Here is a 22,474-nt window from a genome sequence, read left to right as displayed (position 1 = left end):
TCTGTACGCGAACGACACGGACGAGCCGAGCGTGCGGTTCGGGCAGGACGTCAACCGGGCGGCCCCGGCCGTCGTCGCGGCCCCAACTGTCCCCGGCGCGCCGCCCGTTGCTCCCGCGCCGCCCGTCGCACCGTCGCCGACGGTCGCCGGCTCGCTGCGGCTGGCGGTCCCGGACGGTCGTACCCACGCGCCTTCGGCGACCCCCGCACCTCCTGTGGCGCGGGCCGACGGGGCGCCGCGCGATGTGAACGGAACCGACACGGAGCGTCTCGACGGGACCGACGCTCAGGGCAACCCGCGGCAGGGTCTGGTGCGGGTACCGGACGACGCGCTGATCGACACCGTGCGCGGCTCCGCGGCCATCGAGTCGGTCTTCCGGCGGGCCGCCGCGGAGATCCGCCACCAGGCGCGGCAGGCGACGCCTCCCACCCCGGCCACCGGCCCGATCCTCCCGGTCACCGCCCCCGCGGTGCCGCCCGCCGGCACGGTCGGCGGGCCGGAGCGCGCGAGTGCCCTGCCGCTCGCCGGCCAAGGGCTCACCGACAGCAGGACGCGCGCCGCCGAGACCCGGCATGCCGCGATCACGCCGGGGAGCCTCGTCGCCCACGGCCACGAACTGTTCAAGAATTCCTATGTAGTTGAGGGCTTGAGCCTGCCGGGGACGCTTGCCGACGGGCAGTACACGTTGGAGATCCAGGCCGTCGCGCACCGGCCCCGGCTGCTGGACACCACCCGGCAGTACCTGGAGACCGGCGTCTCGGCCACCGACAGCGCCCAGCAGCTCAAGTCCCTCGGAAAGTCACACCAGTTCGGCGGCACCGGGGTGGCCACCCAGAACCCGTCCACGCCGGCGGGGCAGGGCAACACCGGTCCGGAGTCGGACGGTTCGGTCTCCACCAGCCAGAGCGCAGGTAAGCCGAACAAGATCCAGTTCAACCCGTCGGTACGGCTCAACAAGGTGTCCCGCACCGACACTTCCGACACGCTCTCCGCCAGTACGGGCGTCAACCGCACCCCCACGGAGAGCGGTGACCTGCATCGGGTGGTCGCCGACGTCACCTATGTGGTGACGGTCCGCGCGGGTTCCCGCACGCTGCTGAACGGGGTCGGTGACCTCGGCACGATCGATCCCGTCACCTTCGCGGTGGACGTTCCGGACGGCCTCCAGTTCCTCATGACGCGAGGTCAACTCGACCGTGACGCACGGTGGATGAGCTCGGTGCAGGGGCTCGTCCCGGCGCCCGTCCAGGGCCAGGCTCCGCTGCCGACGGCGTACGTACGCGACCGGCAACTGGGCCTCGGTGGCGTCCTCTCGGTCACCGAGTTCGAGAGGGCCCCCGCCCCGGCGGCCGTCGCCGGGCAGATCCCGCTGGTGCCGGTCAACGACAGGGAGCGGCGCGGCCAGGTCGGGCGCGAGCTGCTGGAACTGGTCGAGACCGAGGCACCCGGCGTGATCACCCCCGGGCACTCCGGCTACCAGCAAGGTGTGCACAGCCGGATCGCGCAGCTCACCTCGACCGGCGGACTGCGCTCGCTGCCCGGCCGTGGCCCGGACGGCACCCAGCACCCGGCCACCACCCGTTTCCACTTCCGCCACCACGGTTACGGCGGTGAGCGGTTGGTCGAGGTCACGATGACGGCCGTGCCCCGGCGGACCCAGAACCTGACCGGCATCCGGGGTATCTCGACGCCCGGCTCGGGTCTCGAACAGTGGCAGTCGCACACCGCCGCGGGCCGTGCCGTCACCCGTGCCTCGGTCGGGCAGACGCAGCTCCCGGTCACGTTCACGAACCGCTATCTCCGCCCGGACCAGGGCCCCGACCCCTCCAAGACGGACCGTGCGGCGCCGGTCCTCACCCCGCAGTCGGCCAGCAGTATCTCCGCGCGACGGGCGACCACGGCCGACAACCGCTTCTGGCTGCGTACCGACAACGGCGCCGACTTCGACGGCCTGCGGTACGACTACGTTCTGTCGGTCCGCTCCGCGCTGGTCGTCGACTGGCCGCCCAACGTCATCGGCGGTCTCATCCAGAACGGTGTCATCGCCTGGGCCGACGCGGACGGGAACGTACGCCGGTGGATCGACGCGATGCTGGAGGGCGGCAACTCGCGCACCAGCACCGTCCCGGTCCGGCTGGCGTTGCGGTTCACCGGCACCGAGGCCACCGCACCCGGTGGCCCGGCCCGGGTGAACGCCCCGTCGGTCGTCTCCGGCGTCGACCCGCGCAACACCGTGCGGCCGGCGGGCCCCGCCGCGGGCCCGTATCTCACCGACGCGCAGATGTTCCACCCGGTCGGACCGACTCCGGCGTTCCACTTCGACGGCTGGGCGCATCTGGAGACGGCCCTCAACGACGTGGCACCGCGTCGCGGACGGAGCTGGCACGCGCAGATCACGTCCGTGTCGGTGGAGGGACAGGCCGTCAGGCTCGGCCAGTTGATCCAAGCCGGGCGGGTCGCTCTCGACCGCCCCCGGCTGGCCGCCGACCTCACCCCCGACATGCCCGGCACCAGACCCTTCGAAGGGGCGCCGGAGAACTCCCCGACGATCGCGGTGACGCTCTACAACCCCCGCCGTTCCACGAACGCCGACGACGTCACGCTCGACCAGCTCCACAACACCACCGACACGGTGAGCACCGCGGCCGGAGCCGATCACTCCTTGGCGACCTCGTTCACGGAGCTTCTCAGCGGTGACGACGACAACCACGAGATCGCCGGGATCAGCGTGCCGCTCGCGCAGCGGCAGACCCAGCCCTCCGCCTTCGGCGGCACCACCACCGGCAGCCGCCGTGACTGGCTGAAGTCCGGCAGCACCTCCGCACCCGCCAACGGAGCGCGTGGCACACGGAGTTACGTCGTCGACGCCGATGCCCATCTGCTGGTCGAGGGACCGGAGGGCACCCGTCACGTCACCGGTACGGTCACCCTCCGGATCGAGGAGCGCGACCTCCTCGGTCATGGTCTGCTCACTCCGGCCGAGTCGCCGCCGAACGTCCACGACCTGCCCGCGCTCGTCCCGGACTGGGCCACCGCCCAGCCGCACACCCTGCCCGAGCGCCTGCACTCGGCGATCCCGGCCGGCAGTCATGGCATCCAGTTCTGGGTGGCTCTCGGCGACGACCCGCAGGGCGCCCGCCTCGGCCAGGTGCTCTACGCCGCCTCGCGCACCGCCGTGCTCGGTCATCGCCCGGTGGAACTGATGACCCGTGACCAACAGGGCGTCCGGCGCTGGGAGTTCACCGCCGAAGGCGCCCTCGTCACCGCCGATCCCGACCTGAGCACCGCGTGGAACGCCTTCGACGCCCAGGCCGAGATCCTGCACAACGCCACCGACACCCTCGCCGACACCCCGCAGCAGCTGAACCTCCGCTTCGCCGCCCGTCGGGAGGCAAACGGGGTGTACACCACCGCGGTGGCAACCCACCAGGAGGCGCAGCTCGCGGTCACGGGCGCGCGGTCCGACCACACGCAGGCGAGGAACACGGCCGCCGACTCCGCCGAGGCCATACGCGAGGCCGAGGCGCTGGTCGCACGGTTGGAGAAGGAGCTCGCGGCGGCCCGGCGGACCGCCACGACACTGCCGTCGGAGATCGCGAAGAACGAGCGGGACGAGATCCAGGGCCGCCGCGACCTCCAGACGGCCCTGGCCGCGCTGACGCAGGCCGAGAACACGGTGCGCACCGAACGCGCTGCCGCTGCCGAACAGGCCGCGAAGAACGGGCAGTCGAGTACGGCCACCACCTCCGCACCGGCCCCGCCGCCCCCCGCCGCAGCCGGCACCACGCGCTCCCACGCCCCCGCAGCCGATGTCGCCGCCGACTCCCGGGTGCAGGCCGTGCTCCCGGCGATCACCACCGCCGAGAACGCGATCCGGCAGGCCACCGCCGCGCTCACCACCGCCCGGCCGGCGCAGGCGGAGGCGAAGGCGACCGTCGCCAACCGGCCGCATGAGATCCGCAAGGCGCAACGGGACCACGAGACGGCCGTGGAGAAGGCGGCCCAGGACGCGGGGGCCGAGGGTGTCGCGGCCGACAACCTGCGGGATGCCGGGCAGTGGGAGGCCGACGCCCAGGGCGAGGTGACCGAGGCCACGGCCGAGGTCGCCCTCCGCGAGAGGGAGGTCGTCGCCGCCGTCACCACGCAGATACAGGCCGCGGCCGACCAGGTGTCGGCCACCGCCGCGCTGCCGGGTCTGTCCACCGCCGTCCACGACAGTGCCCCGACCCCCGAACAGTCACTGCGCACCACCTTCGCCACCACTCCGCCCCGCTGGCCCACCCCCGACGGCCGACCCGCACCCCTCCCGGCCGGCGGCCAGACCCACACCCCGCCGCCCGCCACCACGGGGACGAATCCCACGAATCCCACCAAGACGACCACGCCCAAGCCGGCTAAACAGCAGTCGAAGAAGAACGGACCGACCAAGTCCGGTACCAGCGGCGGCAAGACCGACAAGGGCAAGAAGCCGGTCACCGGCAAGAGCACGGGCCTCGACAAGGCCAAGGGCAAGAGCGCCCCACTCGTGAAGTCGCCGCCGCCCGGCACGACCCCGGCCGCCCCGCTGTCTCCCTACGTAGCCCCCACGGGCCATGCCGTCCGGACCCCCGGCGACGGCAACTGCCTCCTGTACGCCGTCATCGGCAGCGCGCCGCACCTGGTCCGCACCCATCTGCGGCAGGCCGACCCGGCCATCGCCGCGACCACCGCCGCCTGGCTCGCCCGGCCCGATGACGTTCGGCAGACCCTCAGGACGATGACGGGGAACCCGCGGACCACCAGCCGGGGATCAGGTCATCTGCGCGCCGCGCAGCAAGGGTTGCAGAACCTGGTGCTGGCCCGGCTGGACGCGGCGGGCGACGGGAGCCGGCCGCTCCCGCCGCAGGTGCTCGGCCAGCTCCGGGGCGTCCTCGCCGACGGGTTCGCCGAGACGGTGCAGCACGCGACCGACACCGAAGTCGACAACGAACTGGCCGTGTACGGCATCCAGGGCATGACCCACGCCGAGGACCTGGACCCGGCCGACCTCCAGACCCGCTATCTGCTGGCCGTCTCGGCAGTGAACGCACCGCCCGCACCGGCCGGCAACCCACCGAGCAACCGGCGGATGTTCGCCTATCTGCGCGCGGTGGACGCGCTGCCGACGCTCACCGCCATGACACCGGACGAGCGCCGGTCGCTGCTGATCGCCGGCTACCACCGGAGCACCGCCCCCCTCACCGCATACGAGGCGGGCGTACTCGATCACGCGGTGCAGAACTGGTCGGACATGTGGGCGCACCCGGTCGGCGACACCTTCCTTCCCCTGCTCGCCGACACCCTCGACGCCCCGATCCACGTCTTCGAGCCGGTGGCCAACACACCCACCGGTCCCCGAGGCATCGTGCTGCGCTACGGCCCGACGACCACCGACACCCCCGCGCTGGAGGTCCACTACACGGGCCTGAACCACTACAGCGCCAGCGACGCGAACACCGGCACCGACCCGGCGACCATCACGCCGTCGAAGGCGCCCCGCGGTCCGGAAGACGCCAACAGCCTTCAGCCGAACGGCCGTTACCGTCCCGCCCCCACGCGCGACGCCGCCGACGACCTGCCCGCGTCCCGTGTCGCCGACCCCGCCCCCAGGGACACCTGGCACGACCTGCGCCCGTACGCCCGCGCGGCCGTGCACAGCACGGAACGGTTCGATCCGCACGCGGACCAGTCCAGCCCGCCCCGTCCGGGTGTCCTCAGCGGTGCGACGACGCTCGTCCGTGCCCATATCCGTCGTATTCAGGCCCCCAACGGCCAGTGGGTCCGGGACTACACGCTCAACCTCCCGGTCACCACCAACGACCCTGCCCTCACCCAGCAGTTCAAGGACCGCATCACCGGTCTTCTGGACACACACCTCAACTCCGGCCTGGAACTGCCCGGTTCGGGCGACCAGCTCCACATCAACCTCAACCTGATCGCCGATCCGTCCCATCCCGAGGCGATCACCCTCACCGACACCGAGAACCCGGCCCGCGCCGACCAACTCCACCTGGACGCCCACCACTCCGACGAGGATCTCCTGCACGAGGTCCTGCACTACCTGGGCCTGCCGGACGAGCAGCGCGACAACGACTTCCTGTTGCGCAACCACCCCAACAGCACGACGGTCCGCACCACCGGTCTCATGGCGGATACGCAGAACCCGGTCCGCATTCCCGGTCGTTACCTCCGCACGATCGAGAACGTCACCGCTTCGGGCCCTCAACTCCACGACCACACGGGCCAGTTCGAGGGCGGCCCCGTCCAGGACCCCGACACCACCCCCATCCCGGCGGACTCCTCCCTCACCTGGCCCACCTCGCAGGCCCCAACGACCTTGCCGCCCGCGCCGGTTCAACTCCAGTCGTCGTATGTGACGTCCTACGGCGCGCTCCCGGACGGGACGGTCGGGCTGGTCTATGCGGAGCCGTTCTCCGACGAGGTGATCGAGGGGCTGCGCGGTCAGGTCTACGAGGCGCTCGGGCTGGATGCCGACGATCCGCCCGAGTCGGTGCGTGATCAGGTGCGGGACGTGCTGAGCAGGGAGAGCCTGGCGCTTCAACTGCCGTATCTGCGCTCCAACGGCGGGTACCGCGTCACCGTCCGGGTGGGCGGGCGTGACCGTACGGTCGATGTGCAGTTGACGCTGGACGAGGCCCGAAAGTCGTTGCGGCAAGGGCGTTTTGACGAGCGGGACCCGGACAAGCATGTCGAGCGGCGTGGGTTCGGTACGCGGGAGAACTTCTCCAGTCAGCCCTCGGGGACGTATCGCACCTTCCAGGTGCCGTGGACCGGGTCCTGGCCGATCACGGCCCCGACCGCGGTGCGGGCGATCGACGGATCGCTGACGGCGGCCATCACCCACAACCAGGCCGGCGACGCGACCACCGTCACCCAGGCCGTCCAGACGACCTCCGCGCAGCGCTCCAACGAGCCTTCCGATCCGGTGGAGTTCACGACGCGCTGGCGGGTGCGTGTCGACGCCCCGGCCGTCACCGCGCCCCCGGCCACGACGGCCACCGCGCCTGCCCCGGACGGGTGGAGCACGCCGGTGTCGCACGGCCCCACCACGATCTGGTTCCCCCGGCACCTCACCACCGCCGACCCGGCGCCGGGTTCGCTGCCCGCGCCGGCCGATCCGGCCGATCTCCCGCTCTACGGTGTCGACTCGGTGATCGACCCGCGGGCCCTGTACGAACACGTCCACCAGACCTTCCACGCGGATCTCGACGACACGACGGCGGGGCAGGTCTCGGACTTCCTTTCCGAGCAGGTGCTGCGCGGCACGCTGCCCATGCAGGTCGACGGCGGGATCTACTCGCCCGTGATCACCGACGCCGACGGCAACGCGGTCGGCATGCTGCACCTGGTGACCACGCCCACCGTCGGCACCCCGCTGCGGCAGAGCACGCCGGGCCAGATCAACCTGGAGAGCCACCTGGTCAACACGGCGAAGGTCGACCTCTCCTCGAAGTACACCAGCGGTCTCGGGGTCAGCGGCAGCGGTGCCGCCGCCCTTACCGGCGACCAGAGTCAGGGCCATCCGGACGCGTCGAGTGTCATCGGCGGCAGTCTCGGCCTGCGCGGACAGACCCAGGCGACCGTCACCAACACCTACAGCGCGGGCAGTTCGGCCGGCACGATGCACGCCATCCGCACCAACCGGGGCCATCTGCTCACCCCCTCCGGTGTCACCTACCAGGTCACCCTGATCCGGCCGGACGGCACCGAGACGGCGGCACCGGCGCTGGCCCTGGCGCACGGTATGGACCTGCGGGTCCTGAGCAAGGCGGACGCCACGGGCCATGCGCCGACCGCGGCCGAGACGCGTGAACTCCCGGACTCGCTGGAGCGGTTGGACGGTATCGGGCTGAGCGCGGCCCCGCTCGACGTGACCGGTACGGACGGCCTGTTCGACGAGGCGGAGGCCTGGCTGCGCCGCCAGGGCTTCCTGCCGCCCGCCCCAACGGCCCCGCGCCCCACGGGAGTCGGCGCGCGGCTGTCCCAGGCGGTACGGGACCACGAGCCCGAGCATCAGATCCGGTTGCACGCCCAGCTCAACAACCTGCGTCGCTTGCGTGAGGCGCGTTCCCGTACCGGGCTGCGCGCCGCCACCGATGCCATGGTCGACGGTGGTCACGCCCTGCACTTCGAGGTGCCGACCGGCACCGACACGGGCACCCGCCGGGTCCGGCTGCTGCTCACCGCCGTCCGCGACACCACGCGGGCCAGCAGCCATCACCGGGTCCTGCCGGGCATCCAGGTCATGGGTCTGGCCCAGATGGCGGGCAGCGACGCCGAGCAGCGGGGCGAGTCGTACGGCGGTGCGCTCGGACCGATGGCCAGCGTCAGCGGACCGACGGGACCTTGGGGGTCCATCGGGTTCGGGGGCGACTACCAGTACGGCCAGCAGATCACGCACGGCGACACCGTGGGCGGCGCGACCGGGCACGACCAGTTCTTCATCGCCACCAACCAGGACGCCCACGCGTTCGACGTGCCGGTGCGGTTGGCACTGGACCTGTACGCGGACGACGGCGACCGGCCCAGCGAGCGGTTCGGGCAGAACGTGAACCGGTCGGCGGCCCCGGCGCCGGCACTCGTTGTCGCTCCGGCCCCGGCCGTTACCGGCGCGCCTCCCGTTACCGGTACGGCTCCCGTCACCGGTACGGCTCCCGCCGTCCCCGCGCCTCCCGTCGTCCACCCGCCGACCGTCACCGGTTCGCTGCGGCTCGCGGTGCCGAACGGGCGTACCCGCGCGCCCTCGGCGACCCCCGCGACGACCTCTGCGGCGACCTCCACAACTGCCCCCGCGACGGCCGTCGCTACGCGTCCCGCACGCGTCGACGGGCCGCCGCGCCCGGCCAACGCGGTGGACACGGCCCGGTTCGACGGCACCGACGCCCACGGCGTCCCGCGCCCGGAGCTGGTGCGGATACCGGACGACGCGCTGATCGACACCGTGCGCGGGGCCGCGGCCATCGAGTCGGTCTTCCAGCGGGCCGCCGCGGACATCCGCCGCCAGGCCCAGCCGACGCCCCCCGCCACCACGGGCACCGGCACCGGCCCGATCCTCCCGGTCACCGCCCCGGCGACCACCGGCACAGCCCCGGCCACCACCGGCGCCACCCCCGCCCCGGCCGTCGCCCCGCCCGCGCGCGACGGTGTCTCCCCGCTCGCCGGGCGCGGCCTGACGGACAGCAGGACGCGCGCCGCCGAGACCCGCCATGCGGCGATCACGCCGGGGAGCCTGGTCGCCCACGGCCACGAACTGTTCAAGAACTCCTATGTAGTTGAGGGCTTGAGCCTGCCGGGGACGCTCGCGGACGGGCAGTACACGTTGGAGATCCAGGCCGTCGCGCACCGCCCCCGGCTGCTGGACACCACCCGGCAGTACCTGGAGACCGGCGTCTCGGCCACCGACAGCGCCCAACAGCTCAAGTCCCTCGGAAAGTCACACCAGTTCGGCGGCAGCGGGGTCCTCACCCAGAACCCGCCCAAGCAGCCCAAGAGCTCGGGGAACGCGGCCGGGCAGGGCAACACCGGTCCGGAGTCGGACGGTTCGGTCTCCACCAGCCAGACCGCCGGCAAGTCGTACAAGGGCCTCTTCAACCCGTCGGCACGGCTCGGCCATGTCTCCCGCACCGACACCTCCGACACACTCGCCGCGAGCACGGGCGTCAACCGCACCCCCACCGAGAGCGGCAACCTGCATCGGGTGGTCGCCGACGTCACCTATCTGGTCACCGTCCGCGCCGGCTCCCGGAACCTGCTCAACGGCGTCGGCGAGCCCGGCACGATCGACCCCGTCACCTACGTGGTGGACGTCCCTGACGGCCTCCAGTTCCTCATGACCCAGGGCCAACTCGCCCGCGACGCACGGTGGATGGGCTCGGTGCAGGGCCTCGCTCCCGCGCCCGCCCCGACCCGGACGGCGGCCCTCCCGGCGTCGTACACACGCAACCGCGAACTGGGCCTCGGCGGAGTCCTCTCGGTCATCGAGTACGACCGGCCCGTCGCCGCCCCCGTCCCCACGACCGGGCCCAACGCCGGCCAGATCCCGCTGGGGCCGGTCGCCCTGCGGGAGCGGCGCGGGCGGATCAGGCGTGAACTGCTCGCGCTGGTCGAGGCCGAGGCACCCGGAGCGGTCACCCCGGGGCACCCCGGTTACCAGCAGGGTGTGCACGGTCGTGTCGCGCAGCTCACCTCGCCCGCCGGGCTGCGCTCGCTGCCCGGCCGCGGTCCGGACGGCACCCCGCGCCGGGCCACCACCCGCTTCCACTTCCGCCACCACGCCTTCGGCGGTGAGCGGTTGGTCGAGGTGACGCTCACGGCGGTGCCCCGGCGGACCCAGAACCTGGCCGCCGTGCTGGGTGTCTCGACCCCCGGCTCGGGCCTGGAACAGTGGCAGTCGCACACCGCCGCGGGCCGCACCACGACCCGCGCCTCGGTCCGCCAGACACAGCTCCCGGTCACCCTGACCACCCGCTACCTCCGCCCCAACCAGGGCCCCGACCCCAGCAAGACGGACCGCTCGGCCCCCGTGTTTACCCCACAGTCGGCCAGCAGCATCTCCGCCCGGCGGGCGACCACGGCCGACAACCGCTTCTGGCTGCGCACCGACAACGGCGCCGACTTCGACGGCCTGGAGTACGACTACGAGCTCTCCGTCCGTTCCGCGCTGGTCGCCGACTGGCCGCCGAACGTCATCGGCGGTCTCATCCAGAACGGGGTCATCGCCTGGGCCGACGCGGACGGCGACGTACGCCGGTTGACGGAGAGCGTGCTCGCCCGCGGCAACCCGCGTACCAGCACCGTCCCGGTACAGCTGGCGCTGCGGTTCACCGGCACCGAGACCACCCCACCCGGTGGCCCGGCCCGGGTGAACGCCCCGTCCGTCGTCTCCGGCGTCGACCCGCGCAACACCGTGCGGCCGGCCGGTCCCGCCGCCGGCCCGTACCTCACCGACGCGCAGATGTTCCATCCGGTGGGTCCGACCCCGGCGTTCCACTTCGACGGCTGGGCGCATCTGGAGACGGCCCTCAACGACGTGGCACCGCGCGGCGGACGCGGCTGGCACGCGCAGATCACCTCCGTCTCGGTGGAGGGACAGGCCGTCAGGCTCGGCCAGTTGATCCAGGCCGGGCAGGTCGCCCTCGACCGCCCCCGGCTGGCCGCCGACCTCACCCGCAAGATGCCGGGCACCGCGCCCTTCGAAGGCGCACCGGAACGGCCCCCGACGATCGCGGTGTCGCTCTACAACCCGCGCCGTTCCACCAACGCCGACGACGTCACCCTCGACCAGCTCCACAACACCACCGACACGGTGAGCACCGCCGCCGGCGCCGACCACTCGCTCGCCACCTCGTTCACACAACTCCTCAGCGGCGACGACGACAACCACGAGATCGCCGGGATCAGCGTGCCGCTCGCCCAGCGGCAGACCCAGCCCTCGACCTTCGGCGGCACCACGACCGGCAGCCGCCGCGACTGGCTGAAGTCCGGCAGCACCGCCGCGCCCGCCAACGGGGCGCGCGGCACGCGGAGTTACGTCATCGACGTCGATGCCCACCTCCTCGTCGAGGGGCCTGAGGGCACCCGCCATGTCACCGGCACCGTCACCCTGCGTGTCGAGGAGCGCGACCTCCTCGGCCATGGTCTGCTCACTCCGGCCGAGTCGCCGCCGAACGTCCACGACCTGCCCGCGCTCGTCCCGGACTGGGCCGATGCCCAGCCGCACACGCTCCCCGAGCGTCTGCACTCGGCGATCCCGGCCGGCAGTCGTGGCGTGCAGTTCTGGGTGGCTCTCGGCGACGACCCGCAGGGCGCCCGCCTCGGCCAGGCCCTCTACGCCGCCTCGCGCACCGCCGTGCTCGGTCATCGCCCGGTGGAACTGATGACCCGTGACCAACAGGGCGTCCGGCGCTGGGAGTTCACCGCCGAAGGCGCCCTTGTCACCGCCGATCCCGACCTGAGCACCGCGTGGAACGCCTTCGACGCCCAGGCCGAGACCCTGCACAACGCCACCAGCACCCTCGCCGACACCCCGCAGCAGTTGAACCGCCTCACCGCCGCCCTCCAGCAGGCCAACCGGGCGCACGCCACCGTCGTAGAGACGCATCGGAAGGCGCGGCTCGCGGTCACGGGCGCGATCGACGTCCAGCGGCGGGCGACGGAGAAGGCCGCCGACTCCGCCGAGGCCGCGCGCAAGGCCGAGGCGCTGGTGACACGGATGAAGCGGGACCTCGCGGAGGCCCGGAGCACCGTCACCACCCTGCCGTCGGTGATCCAGCAGCACGTGCGGGACGAGGCCGGGGGGCGCCACGATCTGCAGACGGCCCTGGCCCGGCTGACGCAGACCGAGAACGCCGTGCGGACCGCGCGCATCGCCGCCGAACAGGCCGCGAAGAGCGGGCAGTCGAGTGCCGCTCCCGCCCCCGTACCGGCTCCGCCCACCCCCGCCGTGACCGGCACCCCGCGCTCCCACGAACCGGCGGCCGACGTCGCCGACGACCCCCGGGTGCGGGCCGTGCTTCCGGCGATCGCCGACGCGAACGACGCGATCCGGCAGGCAGCCACCCAACTCGCCGCCGAACGGCCCGAGTTGGACAGGGCGAAGCACATCGTCGAGGTGGGCCCTGCCCGTATCCGCGCGGAGGAGCGGAAGCACGAGGAGGCCGTGGAGAAGGCCCGGCAGGACGCGGCGGACGTGGTTCTCCAGGACCGGAAGCTGCGGGACGCCAGGCAGCAGGAGACCATCGCCCAGGGCCGGGTGACCGAGGCCGAGAAGGAGGTCACGCGGCGCAACGGGCTGGTCGTCGCCGCCGTCACCGCGCAGATACAGGCCGCGGCCGACCAGGTGTCGGCCACCGCCGCGCTGCCTGGGCTGTCCAGTGACGTCCACGACAGCGCGCCGACCCCCGAACAGTCACTGCGCACCACCTTCGCCACCACGCCGCCCCGCTGGCCCACCCCCGACGGACGGCCCACCCCCCTCCCGGCCGGCGGCCAGACCCACACCCCGCCGCCCGCCACCACCACGGCCACCACCGGCACCACCGGCACCACCGGTACGACGCCGAACGCAGGTACCACGTCCACGCCGACCCCGGTCCCGCCGAAACAGCAGCCGAAGAAGAGCGGGCCGCCCAAGTCCGGTACGAGCAGCGCCAAGACGGACACCAAGACGGCCAAGACGAGCAGCAAGACCGCCAAGGCCGACACGACCAAGAAGCCGGCCCCCGGCAAGAACGCGAGCACGAGTACCGGCAAGAACACGAGCACGAATGCGGGGAAGAGCAAGGCCACGCTCGTACCGCCGCCCGCTTCGACCGGCGCGACCACCACCACGACAGCCCCGGTCGCCCCGCCCTCTCCGTACGTGGCCCCCACGGGCAACGCCGTCCCGACCCCCGGCGACGGCAACTGTCTCCTGTACGCCGTCATCGGCAGCGCGCCGCACCTGGTCCGCACCCGCCTGCGGCAGGCCGACCCGGCCTTCGCCCCGGGCGCCGCCGCCTGGCTCGCCCGGCCCGCCGACGTACGGCAGACCCTCAGGACGGTGGCGGGTAACCCGCAGACGGCCCAGCGGGGGGCAGGCCATCTGCGGGCCGCGCAGCAGGGATTGCAGGACCTGGTGCTGGCCCGGCTGGCGGCGGCCGGCGGCGGCAGCCGACCGCTCCCGGCCCAGGTGCTCGGCCAGCTCCGGGGCGTCCTCGTCGGCAACTTCACGAGGGCGGTGCAAGGCATGAACGCCGCCCAGATCGACAACGAGCTGGCCCAGTACGGCATTCAGGCCGTGACCCATGCCGAGGACCTGGACCCGGTCGACCTCCAGACCCGCTATCTGCAAGCCGTCTCGATGCCGGGCGCCCCGCCCCCGCCGGCCGGCGCCGCGCCGAGCAACCGACGGATGTTCGCCTATCTGCGTGCGGTGGACGAGCTGCCGACGCTCGCCACCATGACCCTGGACGAGCGTCGCTCGCTGCTGATCGCCGGCTACCACCGGAGCACCGCCCCGCTCACCGACGACGAAGAGAACGTACTCGAACACGCGGTACAGAACTGGTCGGCCGCGTGGGCACACCCGGTAGGCGACACCTTCCTGCCGTTGCTCGCCGACACCCTCGGCGTCCCCATCCACGTCTTCCAGCCGATGCCGGCCGCCCTCGCCGGCACCACCGCGACCGGCGGCCCCCGGGGCATCGCGCTGCGCTACGGCCCGACGACCACCAACACCCCCGCGCTGGAGGTCCACTACACGGGCCTGAACCACTACAGCGCCAGCGACGTGCACCAGCCGGTCATCACCCCGTCGAACGCGCCCCGGGGTCCGGAGGACGCCAACAGCGTTCAGCCGGGCGGTCGTTACCGTCCCGCGCCGACCCGTGACGCGGCCGACGACCTGCCCGCGTCGCGTGTCGCCGATCCTGCTCCGAAGGACTCGTGGTTCGGGCTGCGTGCGTATGCGCGTCCCGCCGTGCATGCCACGGAGCGGTTCGATCCGCACGCGGATCAGTCCAGCCCGCCGCGTCCGGGGGTTCTCAGTGGTGCGACGACCCTCGTCCGTACGCGTGTCCGTCGTATTCAGGCGCCCAACGGTCAGTGGGTCCGGGACTACACGCTCAACCTTCCGGTCGCCAGCAACGACCCCGCGTTGGCTCGGCAGTTCAAGGACCGGATCACTGGTCTGCTGGACATGCATCTCAACTCCGGCCTGAAGCTGCCGAGTTCAGGCGATCAGCTGCACGTCACCCTCAACCTGATCGATGATCCCGCCCACCCTGAGGCGATCACCCTCACCGACACCACCGATCCGGCCCGCGCCGACCAACTCCACCTGGACCTCGGTCATTCGGACGCCGACCTCCTGCACGAGGTCCTGCACTACCTGGGCCTGCCGGACGAGCAGCGCGACAACGACTTCCTGTTGCGCAACCACCCCAACAGCACGACGGTCCGCACCACCGGTCTCATGGCGGATACGCAGAACCCGGTCCGCATTCCCGGTCGTTACCTCCGCACGATCGAGAACGTCACCGCTTCGGGCCCTCAACTCCACGACCACACGGGCCAGTTCGAGGGCGGCCCCGTCCAGGACCCCGACACCACCCCCATCCCCGCAGAGGACACGCTCACCTGGCCCACCTCCAACGCCCCGGCCGCGGCGCCTTCTTCGACGTTCGTCCTGGCCTACGGGTCCCAACTGGACGGCAACGTAGGCCTGGTGCACCTGGAACCGCTGTCGGCGGAGGTCGTGAACGGGCTGCACCAGCAGGTGATGACGGCGCTCGGGCTGGCGCGCGCGGCGGACACGCATCCGGTGCGGGAGCAGTTGCGGGCGGTGGCGAGTGCCGAGACGCTGGTGCTCAACCTGCCGTATCTGCGCGGCAGTCTGGGCTTCCGGGTCAGGCTGACCGTGGACGGCCGGGAGCGGGACGTGGACCTGCGGATGCGGCTCGCGGACCCGGTCGCGGCGGCCCGGTACGGGCAGGCCGAGGGTGCCGAGCGGGACGTACGGGTGGAGCGGCGTGGCATCGGTTCCCAGGAGTCGGTGTCGTCGGAGGTGTCCGGCAACATCCGTACCCTGCTGCTGCCCTGGACCGCGTTGTTCCCGGTGAGCAGGGCGATCCCGGTGCGCGGTGTCGACGTGGCGCTGACCCTCGCGCTGACCTTGAACCAGCTCTCGTCGAGCGCGTCGGTGACCACGGTGGTGCAGTCGACGACGGCGCAGCGCAGCAACGAGCCCTCGGAGCCGTACGACTTCACCGCCCTGTGGGAGGTGCGGCTGGACACTCCGGCGCTGGCCGCGCCCGTCACCTGGGGGGCGCCGCAGTCGCACGGGCCGGTGACCTTCTGGTTCCCGCAGCATCTGGCACGGGACGAGGAAGGGGAGTTGCCCGCGGCGGCGGGGCTGGACGATCTGCCGGTGTGGGGCGTGGACACGGTGGCGGAGCCGGGGCGGCTGCTCGCGGAGGCGTTGCAGCACTTCGGCGCGCCGTTGCGGAACCTGGACAAGGACTCCCTGGCGGAACTGGAGACGTTCCTGTCGGAGCCGTTGCTGCGGGGCACCCTGCCGATGCAGCGGGACCGGGGTGTCTTCTCGCCGGTGCTGCTGGACGGTTCGGGGCGCGCGGTCGGCATGTTCCAGTTGCTGACCGACGTGGAGGTGGGGGAGCCGCTGCGGCGGAGCGTCCCCGGGAAGATCAACCTGGAGAGCCATCTGACGCAGGTGGTGAAGATCGACGCCCAGTCGAAGTACAGCAGTGGTGTGTCGCTGTCGGGGAGTGTCGGTCCGGCGCTCACCGGCGACCACAGCGAGGGACACCCGGACGAGTCACGGCGGCCCGGCGGCGGTGTGCTGGGGCGGGCCTCGGTCCAGGCGGGGACGAACGACGCGCTCACCCAGAGCGGCAGCGCGGCACTGATGCACGCGGTGCGCACCAACCGCAGCCATCTGCTGGCACCGGCCCAGGTGCGGCACACCCTGGTGCTGCATCTGCCGGGCGGCGGACGGCGGACCTTCGATCCGGGCGACTGGCCGCGCGGTATGCATCTGCGGGTGCTGACCGCCGAGGACGCCCAGGGGCATGCCCCGACGGAGGAGGAACTGCGGCGCCTCCCGGCTGAGTTGGAGCATCTGCGGGCGATCGGCACCACGGCCACACCGCTGGCCGTGGAGGGTGCCGAACCCCTCTTCGTGCACGCCGAGAACTGGCTGCGCCGCGAGGGCTTCCTGCCCGCCGACACCAACGCGCGCAATCGCGTGCTGCCCGACGAGGCGTTGGTGCAGGCCCAGTTGAACAATCTGCGCCGGTTCGAGCAGACCCGGTCCCAGGTCGGGCAGCGGGCCGCGGCGGACGCCATGCTGGACGGCGGCCACCCGCTCTTCCTGGAGATCCCGACCGTGAGCGGCACCCGCCGGGTGCGGCTCGTGCTCAGCGCGGTACGCGGTGCGGGCGAGAGCACGCACACCACGGTGCTGCCCGATGTGCAGGGCATCGGTCTGTCCTCGCTGTCGACGGTGGCCACCGACCAGAACGGGTCGCAGTACGGGGCGTCGTACGGCGGCGGCGGTTCGTTCGGAGTGCCGGTGCGCGGCGGCGCGTGGACCCTCGGCGGCACCGGCGACCATGTGCGCTCCCACCAGGCGCAGCACGACAACAGCGCGCAGTTGTCCCTCGGGCACGACCAGCAGTTCATCGGCAGCGGGGAGGGACAGCGCAGCGAGGTGTTCGAGGTGCCGGCCGAGCTGGCGCTCGACCTGTACGAGGGGCCGGAGGAGACGCCCCGGGTGCGGTTCGCGCACGAGACGGTCGTGCTGCCGTACGTCCCGCACGGCGCCCCGCCGGCCGGCCCGCAGGACCCGCCCGCGCCTCCGCCGCCGGACCGGGTGCCGGGCCTGCTGCGGCTGTCCGTGCCGACGCACCGTACGCTGCCCGCCGACGAGCCCGTCCCGGCCGCGCCCGCCGCGCACACCGTGCGGGCCGCGACCGCCGCCGACCGCACGCTGCTCGACCTGACCGACGAGGACGGCGGCCCGCTGCCCGACTCGGTCCCGCTGCCGGACGACGCGATGATGGAGGTGTTCCGGGCGTCCGCCGCGCTGGACGACGCGTTCCGCGGGGTGCTCGGCAACACCTACCAGGGGCACCCGGCACGCGGTCTGCTGGACGGGATGCGGGACACGGTCGCGGAGTACACCCCGCAGCCGGTGGCGCGCGTCGGGCGTGCCGTCGGCGAGTCGCTGGCCGGCGCCGCGGCCACCGACCCCACCACGGTGACGGCGGAGATGCTGACCGCCGCCCGCAGCCCCGCCGCCCTGCTGGCCCGCGGCCACCAGGTGTTCAAGGGCGCCTACGTGATCGAGGGCCTCACCCTGCCGGGGCTCGCCGCGGACGAGGTGCTGTCGGTGGAGATCAGGGGCACCCTGCGCCGACCGCACGCGTCGGGCGCAATCACCCAGTACTTCGAGTCCGGGCTCAGTGCGGCCGACGGCGCCGGACAGCAGCGCGGGGTGTCGAGCGCCGCGCAGTGGGCGGGCGGCGTCACCGCGGTCCGCAACAGCTCCTCGGTCCAGACCCTGGGCTCCGACCAGGCCGCGGGCAACGACGGCGACATCGGCGGCCTCGGCGAGGGCGGCACGATGCACCGCCGCGCCGACGAACCGGCACAGCAGGAGGGCGCCGCCACGACCGGTTCCACGCCCCGCCCATCGAGCCTCAACCCCTCGGCCCGCTACACCCGCACCACCCGCACCGACCGGTCACGGGCGCTCGCCTCCTCGACGGTCGTCAACCGCACGGCCACCGAGTCCGGCGCCCAGCACCGCATCGCGGCCGACGCGCTTCTGCTGGTCACCTTCCGGCGCGGCCGGCGCAACGCCGTGGGCAACGCGTTCGGGCAGAGCGAGGGCCGCACCGTGACGGTGGCGGTCGACATCCCGGACGCCGTACGGTTCCTGGCCACCCCGGCGCAGATCCGGCGGTACGCCGCATGGTTCACGACCGTGCCCGGGCTCACCGTGCCCGCCCCGGTACCGGGCTCGGTGCCGCTGCCGCGCCGCTTCGTCGCCTCCCGGGAGCTGGGCCTCGGCAGCGTCCAGGCGATGGACCAGTACACCGACGCCACCCGCACGGTGCAGCGCCCCGACCTGCTGCGCCGCCAACTCCTCACCCTGATCGAGGAGGAGGCGCCCGGCACGACCCGGCCCGGCCACGCGTCGTACCTCTCAGGCGTGGACACCCGCATCGCGGACCTCACCTCCACGGCGGGCCTGCGCACCCTGGCCGGCCGGGGACCCGGCCGCGTCCAGCGCTTCCGCTTCCGGCACGTCGGCTACGGCGGCGCCCGCCTCGTCGAGGTCACGTTCGAGGCCCGGCCGGACGCCGACGACCACGTGCTGCGACTGCTGCGCGGTCACCCGGCGGCGGCGGGCTCCGGCATCGAGCAGTACCTCGGCCACACCCCGTCCTCGGTGACCGACCGGACCGCCGACAGCACCCGGCACTCCGGGTTCGTCCAGCTCCAGACCCGGCTCCCCAGGCCCACCGGCGGCCCCCGCACCGACCGGGCGAGCGCCCTGCTCAGCGCCGACACGGTGCGCGGCAACTCCGCACGGGTCACCCGGGCCGCCGAGGACCGGCACTGGCTGCGCACCGACAACGTCGCCGACTTCGACGGCGTCCCGTACCGGATCACCGTCACCGTGCGGTCCACGCTGACCGCCGACTGGCTGGTGGACCTGCCGGGCAGCCTGTTCCAGCACGGCGTGCTCAGCCTGACCGACGCGAACACCCCGCTCGCCAACCGCATAGCCCACCTCTTCCTCGGCCGCCCGACGCGCACCACCACCGTGCACACCGCCGCCGCGCTGCGCTTCACCGGCAGCGAGACCGCCGAACCCGCCGCACCCGAGCGGCAGTTGACGGCGAGCCGTTCGGAACGCCGGCCGACGGCGACCGGGCGCCGCTTCACCCCGGGCGGCCCCGCACCGGTCTTCGGCTTCGACGCGGGCACCGAACTCGCCGCCGCGCTCGGCGAGGTGGCCCCGGCGCTGACCAACTCCTGGCGGTCGCTGGCCACTTCCGACTCCGCGGACACCACCGCCGTACGGATCGGCGAACTCCTCCAGGCGGGCACCATCTCGCTGGACCACCCGCGCGGCCCCGGCGGTCTCACCACCACGATGCCGGGCGCCCGCCCGTTCCAGGGCGCCCCCGGCACCCCGCCCCGGCTCACCGTGGAGCTGTTCCGGCCGCGCCCGGTGACCGACACCGGCGATGTGACGGTGGACCGGGTGCGGCTCAGCACGTTCAGCGCGGGCTCCGCCTCGCACGCGGGCCTCACCGGAGGCCTCTCGGCGCAGGGCGGCTTCAGCGCCGACGACTCCAACCGCCAGCTCCTCGGCTTCACCGTGCCGGTACTGGCCCGCCAGGCGCAGGACCCCGGCACGGGCGCGGGCGTCGCCGGCACCCGCCGCGAGTGGTTCAAGCACGGCAACACCAGCACTGCGGCGGGCTCGCGCGGCACCCGCAGCCACGAGATCGTCGCCGACGCGCTGCTCACCGTCCACGGCCCGAACGGCACCCGGTACGTGTCCGGCACGGTCCGGCTGCGCCCCCTGGAGCGCGACCTCCTCGGCCACGGCGTCACCGCCCCGCGCACCGACCCGGGTGTGTACGACGGCGCGTCGCTGACCCGCGCGGCAGCCGACGCCCAGGATCAGGACGGCCGCGCGCCCGACGTCCTGCGCGACTGGCGCACGGTACCGCTCCGCGACCTCCCGGCCCTGCTGGCCCAGGGCATCGAGACGGCTCAGCAGCCGACGCCCGACACCGCCGACATGCTCCAACTCTGGCTGGCCACGGACGGCGGCGCGGAACAGACGGCCCGCGCCCTGTACGCCGCTTCGGGTACGGCCGTGCAACTGCAGCGGCCCGTCGAACTCGCCCTGCGCGACGGCGAGGGCGTGCGCTTCCGCCGGTTCGACGTGAACGGGGACCCGGAGACGGCGCAGGGAGTGGAGGAGCGCGAAGCGGGGCTGCGCGAGGAGGAGCCGGAAGGCCGGGGTCCGAGCAGCGCGGGCCCGAGCAGTGGGGGTCGGGGCGGTGCGCGGCGCGCTGGTCCGGGCGGCTCGGGTCGGGTGGTCCGGGGCGGGGACGGCGCGAGTCAGGACGACGCCGCGCACGACGCTGGCTGGCGGGCCGTACGCGATCAGATGCGGACGTTGGAGACGGCCGGACAGGCGGAGGACGACGCGCGGGCGCAGGAGGTCCGGCTCCAGGAGGGGATGCCGGAGGCCCGACGCGTGCGGGACGAGGCGCGACAGCCGGTGGAGCGGGCGGAACGGGACGTGACCGACGCCCGCGCCGCCGCGGACACCGCGACCGATGAACTCGTCGTCGCCGAGCGGGCCGTGGCGGACGCCGCCGAGGACGATCGTGAACGGCGCGCCCGCGTGGCGGAGTTGACCACGGAGCTCCAGGGCCACACCCGGCGGGTGACGGCCGCGACCCGGACGGCGGGGGAGTTCCACGACGCGGTCCGCACGGCGGAGGGCGAACTCGGAGCGGCACGGGAGGCCGTGCAGCAGGCGGCGGAGGCCGCGCGCGAAGCGGCGGAACGGGCCGCCCGGCAGTCTGCCGACTCGGCCGCGCAGGGCGGGAGTTCGGCTCGCGGTGCGGGCAACTCGGCCTCGGACGGCCCCGGTTCCCTCGCCCGGAGCGAGTCGCGCCGGAACCGGGCACAGCGCGCGCTGGACCAGGCGCGGACCGAGGCCGACGCGGCCGACCGCGCCGTCGAGACCGCCCGGCACGTCGCCGACGACACCAGGCGCCGGCTCGGCTTCGCCGAGGACGCCGCCCGTACCGCCGACGACACCCTGAACCGGGCCCGGAACCTCGCCGCGACGGCGACCGCGACGGACCGCACGGCCCGGGCCGCGTTCAACGCGGCCACGGCACGCCACGACCGGACGATCGCCGCGCGGGACGCGGCCCAGGAGGCGTTGGACGCCCTCGGCCTCGCCATCACCGGCACGCTCGCCGAGCAGGCCCGGCAGGCGGCCCGGCAGCGCCACGCGCAGCGGGACCTCGGCGATGTCGTGGCCCTCCTGGAGGCACAGCGTGCGGCGGCGGGCGAGGGCACGGCACTCCTGACGACCGGCTCCCTGGCCGCCACCCCGGCCGCCTGGCCCCGCCGCACCTCCCGCCCGGCTCCGGCTCGCGGTGGCGCCCGTCCGACACCGGCCCGCAGGGACGCCCGCCCGCTGGCCGAAGTGGGGGAGGAGCCGGAGAACGAGCAGGGGGTCGAGCCCGAGCCTCAAGTGGAGCCCCAAGGAGAGCCCCGGGTACCGGAGTTCCGCCCGGGCGGAGCCGAGGACGAGGCCGACGAGGAACCCGGAGGGATCCGTCGTCGCCCCGCCGTGTCGCGGGCGCAGCCCCCGGAGACGTTCGCCCGTTCACTGGCCCAGTTGCTCACCGCCCCCGGCACCGACGCGTCCGACGCCGGTGCCCCCACCTGGCCCCGCACCCGCGACCCCCACGCCGCCCTCCTCACCTGGGCCCGGGCCGACGTGGCGGCTCACGGTGCCCCCGACGACGCGGGGCTCCCGGCCCCGGACACCTCGGTGCCGACCGACGCGCTGGCGGAAATCGGCGCCCTCACCCAGGAGTTGCGCGCCCAGTCGATCCTCCAGAACGGCACGGTGACCGTCGCGGAGGCCGGACTGGACGACCTCGCGCGCCTCGCCCTGGTACTGGCCCGACCCGATGACACCCTCGGCTACGTGTCCACCTTGGCGGCCCTGGTCGCACGGGACACCGGCCGACCGGTCCGGGTGCTCGGCCCCGGCAACCGCGCCGACCGGTTCGGCCCGGCCGACGGCATCCCTCTGACCCTGTACTTCGACGGCAACCGGTTCTCGGTCAACCCGCCCGCCCCGGACGACAACTGA

At 73.5% G+C, this 22,474-nt stretch carries 1 protein-coding gene (cut by a window edge); it reads left to right on the top strand.

The annotated features are described in order from the left end of the window. Positions 1 to 22,474 carry the 3' portion of a hypothetical protein gene (locus ACIRRY_RS31240; protein ID WP_403979103.1) on the top strand. 14,456 nt of this gene lie to the left of the window's left edge, so 22,474 of the gene's 36,930 nt are visible here — the last part of the coding sequence; the start codon falls outside the window, past its left edge; the stop codon is at positions 22,472 to 22,474.

Origin of the sequence: Streptomyces sp. NPDC101776, from assembly GCF_044766845.1 — a bacterium.
Classification (GTDB): Bacteria; Actinomycetota; Actinomycetes; order Streptomycetales; family Streptomycetaceae; genus Streptomyces.
Note: the sequence above shows the minus strand (reverse complement) of the source record. Positions and strands in the feature narration are given on the sequence as shown.